Genomic DNA, 8,046 nt, shown 5'->3' with positions numbered 1-8,046 from the left:
TATTTCAGAGATCAATTTTATGAGTGAACCTAAGTGGTTAAACTCATGGAAAGTTGAGAAACGAAAACTTTTGATTTTAATCATCTTCCCCAAAATTTATCTTTTATCAATTCTTATAAAAATTTATTATAAGCTCAAATATTCCTGATACTGAATTTAAAAATTTTGTCGAGTCACATGGTAAATCTTCCAAAAGTCATGGATATAAAAGTAATTGAATCTTCAGGAAACAATGAATGGGATTCGGAGCTTAAGAAAATAAATGCCAGCGTTTTTTTAACATATGCCTGGTTGGATTCGATCAGTAGCGATGAATCCATACCAGTTTATCTTAAATTTCTGGCAGATAATGAAGTTATTGGCTTTATATCAGGATTGATAAGACCTTTCAGAAACAGATACAGGAAGCAATTGTTTTTTTATTCAGGTCCGGCATGCACTTACAAGGAACCTGCAATACTTGATAAGTTCCGTGAAGCATTACTGGATTATACAAAGGCTAGCGGATTTCAGCGATTCACCATGCATTCTTATGATGTATCGTTTTATTTTAAATCCTCTTTAAAGAATTTAATAACACGAGACAGGGCAGAATTCTGTTTCGATTTATCTGTTGATTTTCAGAAGTTTGAAAGTCAGATTGAAAGAGATACCCGCAGAAGAATAAGGAAAGCAAAGAAAAATGGTTTGGAATTTAGCTCCGGATATTCGGATGAGCTCCTGGACAGATTGTTGCTGTTAATGAAATCTACTTATGATTTAAGGCTTGCGAAGGATTATGAAAATTACAACATGTTTTCCATGCAATTTTTTGACCGGCGGGTTATGAGAAAACTTCTGGATAGCAGAATTGCAACTCTTTATTATGTCAGGTTTGGCAACGAAATTGTTAGTATGCAGTTTGTGGCAACTATTAATCAACGAGCTTATGGTATATATATGGGGACCAATACTTTGGGTTATAAACAGGCAGCACCTTCCTACTTATTTTACCAGATAGCATATAATTGCAAGCAAAACGGAGTTTATATCTACAATATCGGGGGCGTTCCACCCGGGGAAAAAAACAAGGGAATAAGAGAATTTAAAAAAAACCTTGGAGCTAAAACTGTTCACTCTAGTGTAGAAACAACATATTTTTTGTTATTTCCATTAAAGATGCTTAATGTGCTTTTTTTAATCAGGAGAATCAATTTGGGTGTTTATATTCCATGGATAATTAAAAAACCATTGATAAAAATATACAACCTATTCCTTAAAGATTGAGATCATTATTGATAGTCAATAATTTATTTTTGCCCATTTATGGGAGTTTATGTGTAAGTCCCAAACTGCGGCTTGATGTAACACTGTATTGCGTGAAATGATAGCAAAACTGGGAGTTACTATAGCAATTTGGTACTAGTTCTTTGTATTCTTCTCATAACAAGTAGCCGGTTTTCCAGTCTCGGTAAGTTTTTTCATAAAATCTACAAGTAAGTGTTTTACCTGATTCGCAGGCATTGGTTTTCATGCCATCTTGCTTTGTTTTAATTCTTGGTGTATTTGTATACACTAAGAATCTAAAACTCAATTACCAAAAAAAAGGGGAAGCCCTCAAGTTTACTCCAGAATATACAGTATTTATAAAATCAATGAAATTGGGTTCTATTAGTTGGTTTTTCAAAATTTAACAGCTTCCATAAAACTTAAAGCATTTTTGTCCTTTTCAGACAAAACAATATCATAAGAATTTAGTTCCCATATTATCTTAACATGTTTGTCATTCCACCTTAAGTTAGTTTCATAATCTGGTGCATAATAATTATCACATTTATATTGGAAAACAGCCTCGTCACTCAATACGAGAAATCCATGGGCAAAACCCCTTGGGATAAATAGCTGAAGCTGGTTTTCTTCGGATATTTGTATGGAAAAATATTTGCCGAATGTGTCAGAGCCGTATCTCAGGTCTACAGCAATATCCTGAACTTTTCCTTTCACAACTCTAACCAGTTTGGATTGAGCAAAGGGAGGCAATTGATAATGCAATCCCCTGAGTACCCCAAAGGTTGAAACGGATTCATTTTCCTGTACAAACCGAATGGTTCCAATTTTATCAGTAAAAAGATCTTCTCTGAAGGATTCCATAAAATAACCCCTTGTGTCCTTAAATACTTTGGGTTTTATAATAAACAATCCTTTAAACTCTGTGTGTAAGATTTCCATAGATTTAACTAAAAGGTTTATTTTCAGGAACTTTGAGCAGGTATTGTCCGTATTGATTTTTTCCCATATCGCGAGCCGTTTTCATGAGCTTTTCAGTTGTTATCCATCCTCTCTGCCAGGCAATTTCTTCCAGGCAGGCAATTTTCAGGCCCTGGCGACGTTCGATGGTTTCCACAAACATGCTGGCTTCGGACAGGGATTCATGGGTACCGGTGTCTAGCCAGGCAAACCCTCTTCCCATTACTTCCACCTTCAACCGGCCCCTCTTCAGGTATTCCTGGTTTACGGTAGTGATCTCAAGCTCGCCGCGGGCAGAGGGTTTAATGCTTTTGGCAATATTTACTACTTCATTTGTATAAAAATATAAACCTACCACAGCATAATTGGATTTGGGTATGGCAGGTTTCTCCTCAATGGATATGGCGCAATTGTTGGTATCAAATTCCACCACACCATATCGCTTCGGGTCATTGACAAAGTAACCGAAAACTGTGGAAGTCTGTTTTTTCTCTACGTTTTTATGTGCATTCCGAAGAAGATCAGTTATGCCATGTCCGTAAAATATATTATCTCCAAGCACCAGACAAACATTGTCGGTACCTATAAATTCATCCCCGATGATAAAAGCCTGAGCCAGGCCTTGGGGCTGGGGTTGTTCGGCATAGGAAAATCTTACTCCATAATCGGAACCGTCACCCAGTAATCTCTGAAATAAAGGAAGATCATGGGGAGTTGAGATGATTAGGATATCCTGGATATCTGCCAGCATAAGCATAGAGATGGGATAGTAGATCATAGGTTTATCGAAAATGGGTAATATTTGTTTGGAAACTCCCTTAGTAATAGGATAAAGGCGGGTTCCCGCACCGCCGGCTAATACGATTCCTTTCATAGTTCTAAATTTTGTTTAAAAGTCAAAAATAAAAAATCTATATTTTAGTTTCGTCAACTCCTGCGATTTCATCGCAACTTTAATAGAAAATTTTTGATTACAGGTTTGAAACACTTTAGGGCCGTTTTTCTTTTTATTAGTTTTTGGTTTTATTACAAAATCAATGGAGTTAAAATAGCAAAATTATCTGTCTCTTCCAGGTTAACCGGACAGCATCAAAAAGAATACCACCCGGAATGGCTGTTTTTAAGTTGCACTTAAAATCTGAAGCCTTTATCTATTTATATAAGATTAGAGTTGCTTTTATATTTATTAGGGCAATTAAACTGTGTAGCAACAATAAAATCAAATTCCGTGGCGCAGATGCTTAAAGTTTCTTAAAGTTTGTTTTATGGATATTCGACGCTGAGATAATGTGGAAATAGGGTTGTAAGTAATCTGTAAATATTTTTTTAATCCTCGTAAGAAGAAAGGTAGATTTTCATAATTGGTTTCCCATCCTATTCTTTTTAAAAGTCTTTGAGAAACAGGGAGTAAATAAGTTACCTCCTCCTGCATTTTTAAAACAATTGACGGGTCAATTTCACCTAATCTGGTTATTAATGATATCCTCTCCAGAGGATCCATAAAGCGAGGATCAAGACTCATGGCCGAAACACCATAATTGGCTTTATACTCATGGAGTCTTCTGATGGCCTGAAAGGGCAACATAAAAGATTCGGGGATAGCTCCTGTTTTTCGACTGTATTCCTCTGGTGTCCCCGCCTTTATACTTATTCTGATGGATACCTTTTTAAACTTTAAAAGGTCTTTAATATAGCTTTCATCATTGCCGAGTAAAATTCCATTTGTTTCGACTACGAACATCTTTATCACAGACCCTTCAACCATATCCAAAAGTTCAAGCAAATGTTCACGTCCTATGGTTGGTTCTCCGTTTGACAAACGCATCTTATCTATTCGGGGATTACGATCAATAATTTCTGAAAGCTTTTCAAAAACTTCGGCAGGGGAGTAAAATCCTTTTACCAGGTCCAGGTTATCGCGGGTTTCATTGGCCCAGCAAAAAACACACCTCAGATTACACCCCATCGCATAGCCGGTTGCAATTCCGGTTCCATAGTCAGGGGTGGTACCAAATCTCAGGTATTTTCTTTTATTACCTTTTATCACGATACTTTCAGTTTTTTCTGAAAGTTCAATAGGATCAAATAATTTATCTGTTGCACAGGGCATTTTAATATTTTCCATCAGGAGAAATTATAATCACTAAATGAATACCAAATCTAATCCTGCAAAGATACGAATTAATCAATATTTTATACACTTTTATGCGATATTTTTTTATTTTTATAGCAAATGCATCAGGAGTGGTATTCCTGCATATTCCTGATTTCGCCATCCTTGACCGGATCTGATTCAACCTACTCTCTGAGCTTCGCGCCTTAGGGGCTCAGAATTGAGGACCCAAAAATCACTTCTCTTTCCTCATGGGCACATCCCACGTCCTGTAGGTAAGTGCCCGCCATACCCACTCCAACGGCCCATAGCGGTAATACCGGAACCAGATGTGGGAGAATACCAACAGCATCAAAAGGATCATCACACCGACAACCAGGCTTAAGAAACTTCCAAGGTAATCGTACATACCCAGACCAAATCCATAAAACACAAAAACTCCCAGGAAACTCTGCACCATGTAGGATGTGAGGCTCATGCGGCCATAGGGTGCCAGGATATCCATAAATATTTTGAAAATATGAACCTGGTAGAGCATCACAAACATTGAAAAGAGAATGGCTACCATAAAGAAATTCATATAACCTGACAACAAAGAGATTATTAATGTGATGTTTTCTTCGCTGAATCCTGAACTGTTAATCGCATAGCTTCTTATATACCAAATCAAAAAATACATTACAACCCCAACACCGAGTATGTAATAATAATTCTTTCGGCAGCGAACCGGATTATCCAGCAAACAACTGCGGCCTAAAAAGTAACCAAGTAAAAAGTATCCCAGGATATAAAAGATTCTGCCCCTGGTAAAGTTCAGCTTCCACATTTCTATAAAAACAGGTCCCATGTTCAACTTTACGAGTTCAGCAAAAGAACCTGATTCAGCAATTTCACTCATTTTCTCCCCTAGCAAGGGGTTGGCATGAGAGGTAATCTGATAATCAGGTACATGTAAGCTTTTTATGAGCTGAATGATTTCAGGAATTTGAAGTAACAACAGAAATGCCAGCAATAAAATGTATCGGGGTCGGAGCTTGTGCAGCAGTAGCATTACAAAACCGATCAGGGCGTATTTGGTGAGAATATCTGAGCGGAAATACATGGAATGGATATAACCAAATACCAGCAAAATAAATAACCTCCAAGCATATATACGGGTAAAATTACTGCCAGAGAATGAACCCCTGTGAAACTGCAGGTAGAAACCAAAACCAAACATAATGGAAAACATGGCAAATGCCTTGTTACTGACCAGAAAATTAATAAACCAGGAAGCCAGACTGTTTAGTTTCAGGTTGGCCAGTATTTCGCTGGTTTCTTTTGCACCGATCCCAAAATTGTGATGGGCATGCAGAAGTAATATGCCAAACAGTGCAAAACCCCGCAGAGCATCAATATGTTGTAATCGTTTCATAAAATTTGAATTTAATAATAAGTGCCCTCAGTTGGTTTTATGAAATAGATTGATATAAAACCATGTGTATGTTTTTGTCAGAGATATGGAGAGTTACGTTCTGCTTTGTGATTATAGCTGGTAAGCGGCAACTCCAGCCCCTGCATATAAATCAGGTACTTTGATTTTTTTGACTTTTTTTTATTAATGTTTAGAAAGAATCTATGATTAGGGGAAATAATCGGGTCGCATTGTTGATAACTTTTTTTTCATGTAAAGCATGATGCACAAGCAGTATTTTATAAAATACACCATGATATTAGTTTGTGAGTTTTTCTATCCAGGAGAAGATTGTGAAAACAAATTTTTCGATAGTGCTTGCAATATCACCAGCTTTCCCCCTTCACGCATGGCCGGTAGCAGCAAAATGGGGAAGAAGGGACCAGCAATTTCGTTGAGAAAATCTTTATTTGCAAGCGGATATTCTAAAAACAGTTCAATCGTTTTCCCGTCAGATCTTTCCAATATTCCTGATAACCTGCAGTTGTTGACTGTTTCCTTTTTAAAAACTTCTTTTAATATCATAGAGTAATCAGATAGGGCGGCAATCTTTCGTGCATAAATATTTATATTTAATTATATAAAGTTATATAATTATTTTAAAATAATCTATCAATAATCTTTTTTGTATTTTCATCCGGTAGAATTATGGATTTATCCTTTATTTTTGCCCTGATTTTGAGAAAATCAGCTATTCATTTTTTCAAGGATTCTGGCATTCACTTTATAAACCCCAGGGAAGAAAGCCTTTCTGTTATCAGGCAGATAAGTCAGTCAGAGTGTGTTCGATATACTAAAACATGCTTTTGTCTTATTTTATGAAACATTTAACAGGTTATTTGGTTGTTTTATAATTAAATTTATTAAATTTGCCAAGTATGAAAATTTTCTTTTGAAAAATTAAAAATCCATAACAATTCACAAAAAATTTCCTTTAATGATAAAAATAAGCCCACGAATACTGCGTTTATTCTTATCTTTGTAAAGGTTTAAACTAAATAACACCTATGACAACACGTAAATGCAATGCAGTATTAATTGCAATGATTTTGCTCATATTTTCATCATGTGTCCCGGTAAGAAGAATGGCCTATGTGCAATCACCTTCAGATCTGCCTCCCTCGCAAATGATATTTACCGGACAGCAGGTAGATAATACCATTCGACCCGGCGATGAAATATATGTTCGTATCAGCAGCGCAGATGAGCAACCTACGGCTCTGACACAGGATATGCAACGAGGAGGTACTGTAAATCCAAGCTTAATGAGCTATACAGTAAATGAGGACGGAACCATCCGTTTACCTCATATTGGCAGGATAAATTTATACAATCTTACCCTTGAGCAGGCTTCAGAAAAAGTTGAAGCTGAATTAGGGCAGTACCTCTTTTTGCCAAATGTATATATGCGTTTTATAAATACGAGAGTTACCGTTTTAGGTGAAGTTAACAGTCCGGGGTTATATCTGTTTGATTATAAAAATATTAGCATGTTCCAGGCTCTGGGGTTTGCCGGTGACATAAGTGAATTCGGTAATCGCAGAAACGTTCTCTTAATCAGAGAAGACGGAGCAAAAAAATCCAAACATTTTTTAGATTTAACTCAGGATAGTTTTCTGGAGTCAGAGTTTTTTAACCTGCAATCAGGAGACATAGTTTACATCGAACCTCTTGGGAGAAGAATATGGGGTATAACTACCTTCCCGTATAATTTGCTAACCACGGTAATTTCAACCGGTATACTTGTATATACTGTTTTTTTCTAATCATATAAATACCCGAAAAATTATGAGTGAATCCAAAGATATGCTGGCTATTAATATGCTTTCAGCCCAGAAAAGTTTGCTGAAGTACTGGTATTTTATTGCCGGTTTCGTTGTTTTAGTTTTGGCAGTAACTTTTTTTTATCTGAAAATTTCTTCTGTAACATATAATGTGGGTGCATCCATTTTATTGCAGATAGATCAAAGACAAAGCGCAGGCAATACACCTGACTTTTTAAGGGCCGTTGATTTAAACATGTCTGACCGGTCTTTTCAAAATGAGATATTTTTTATACAATCTTTCCCCCTTGTGCGTGAGGTAGTGCACAGTATGGATGTCCGTACATCTTATTATCTGCAGCCAGGTTTTATTCCCACGAGGCTATCCTGGAGTTTGCAGAATCTTTATAAGAATTCTCCTATTATGGTGGTGCATCAGGAAGGTGTTCCACAGCCGGTTAATTTATTATTCCGGGTAGATATCATTGATG

At 36.6% G+C, this 8,046-nt stretch carries 8 protein-coding genes; 3 read left to right on the top strand and 5 right to left on the bottom strand.

Annotation, left to right across the window (positions count from 1 at the left end):
* The first annotated feature begins 177 nt into the window (after positions 1-177).
* Positions 178-1,266: a GNAT family N-acetyltransferase gene (locus EA412_04740; GenBank protein TVR80477.1), complete on the top strand. Its 1,089-nt coding sequence runs from the start codon at positions 178-180 to the stop codon at positions 1,264-1,266.
* Between the two features lie 396 nt (positions 1,267-1,662).
* Here EA412_04740 and rfbC read toward each other — a convergent pair whose 3' ends face one another.
* The 5 genes from rfbC to EA412_04715 form a co-directional block, all read right to left on the bottom strand.
* Positions 1,663-2,208: a dTDP-4-dehydrorhamnose 3,5-epimerase gene (gene rfbC / locus EA412_04735; GenBank protein TVR80476.1), complete on the bottom strand. Its 546-nt coding sequence runs from the start codon at positions 2,206-2,208 to the stop codon at positions 1,663-1,665.
* Between the two features lie 4 nt (positions 2,209-2,212).
* A complete protein-coding gene (gene rfbA / locus EA412_04730; protein TVR80475.1) occupies positions 2,213-3,100 on the bottom strand; it encodes a glucose-1-phosphate thymidylyltransferase in 888 nt (295 codons plus the stop codon).
* 345 nt (positions 3,101-3,445) lie between these two features.
* On the bottom strand, positions 3,446-4,351 hold the full coding sequence (locus tag EA412_04725) for a radical SAM protein (GenBank protein TVR80474.1): 906 nt from the start codon (positions 4,349-4,351) through the stop codon (positions 3,446-3,448).
* A gap of 223 nt (positions 4,352-4,574) precedes the next feature.
* Entirely contained in the window at positions 4,575-5,753 is a 1,179-nt protein-coding gene (locus EA412_04720) for a DUF418 domain-containing protein (protein ID TVR80473.1), read from the bottom strand.
* 315 nt (positions 5,754-6,068) lie between these two features.
* Positions 6,069-6,317, bottom strand: coding sequence for a hypothetical protein (locus tag EA412_04715; protein ID TVR80472.1), 249 nt, complete (start codon positions 6,315-6,317; stop codon positions 6,069-6,071).
* Positions 6,318-6,799: 482 nt separating this feature from the next.
* Between EA412_04715 and EA412_04710 the strand changes: the two genes are divergently transcribed.
* On the top strand, positions 6,800-7,558 hold the full coding sequence (locus tag EA412_04710; GenBank protein ID TVR80471.1) for a hypothetical protein: 759 nt from the start codon (positions 6,800-6,802) through the stop codon (positions 7,556-7,558).
* Positions 7,536-8,046 (top strand): hypothetical protein (locus EA412_04705; GenBank protein ID TVR80470.1); only part of this gene is annotated, 511 nt, incomplete at its 3' end. The genes EA412_04710 and EA412_04705, both read left to right, overlap by 23 nt.

The organism is Chitinophagaceae bacterium (assembly GCA_007695095.1).
In the GTDB taxonomy this organism is placed as follows: domain Bacteria; phylum Bacteroidota; class Bacteroidia; order Chitinophagales; family REEL01; genus REEL01.
This window is presented reverse-complemented; position numbering and strand designations above follow the sequence as displayed.